Here is a 536-nt window from a genome sequence, read left to right as displayed (position 1 = left end):
AGATCACATTAGTCATGCGTCAGTCCCTCAATGCTCGCTTTTGAGTTGATCGACGGCAGCGGCAAGGGACGTGACTTGAACTTCGGTTTCCAAGACGCGAGAGGTCAGAATGTTCACGCTTTGATTCAGATGCGTTGTATCCGCGCTAGTCACGTTTACATGGCATTCAAGAAATTCAACCTGAGACGTGAGCGCGGCTACACGCGTTTCAACCATTGACACTTGCGTCGACAGCGCTGTGATAGCGTCTATGATTTTCTGGATATCGTTTTGATCAGTCATTGCTTTCTCCATGGAAAGCCCCTTGCGGGGCCGGTTGATTTTCAGATTCTCGGTTCGAAGCAAGGGCGAAAATCCTAATGATCCGCCTTTGCAGAAACCATCTGGATAAGCCGGTCCGCGATCATTTTTGCCTGCGCTTCGTTCTGAGCTTCCGACATCTCTGGCGGCGTGAACCGCCGCTCCAGTTTTTCAATCCGGGCTTCGAGTTCTTCCAGTTTTGTGGGCATCGTTTTCTCCATGAAAAAAGCCCGCCA

At 50.6% G+C, this 536-nt stretch carries 2 protein-coding genes; both read right to left on the bottom strand.

Annotated elements, in window-relative coordinates; all coding sequences use genetic code 11:
• Positions 1–27: 27 nt before the first annotated feature.
• Positions 28–282 carry a hypothetical protein gene (locus tag E1297_RS00805; protein ID WP_155132692.1) on the bottom strand — a complete coding sequence of 85 codons (255 nt, stop codon included), beginning with the start codon at positions 280–282 and terminating at the stop codon, positions 28–30.
• 74 nt (positions 283–356) lie between these two features.
• Positions 357–536 (bottom strand): hypothetical protein (locus E1297_RS00800; RefSeq protein WP_209015547.1); only part of this gene is annotated, 180 nt, incomplete at its 5' end.

It is taken from the genome of Roseibium sp. RKSG952, assembly GCF_009711355.1.
This window is presented reverse-complemented; position numbering and strand designations above follow the sequence as displayed.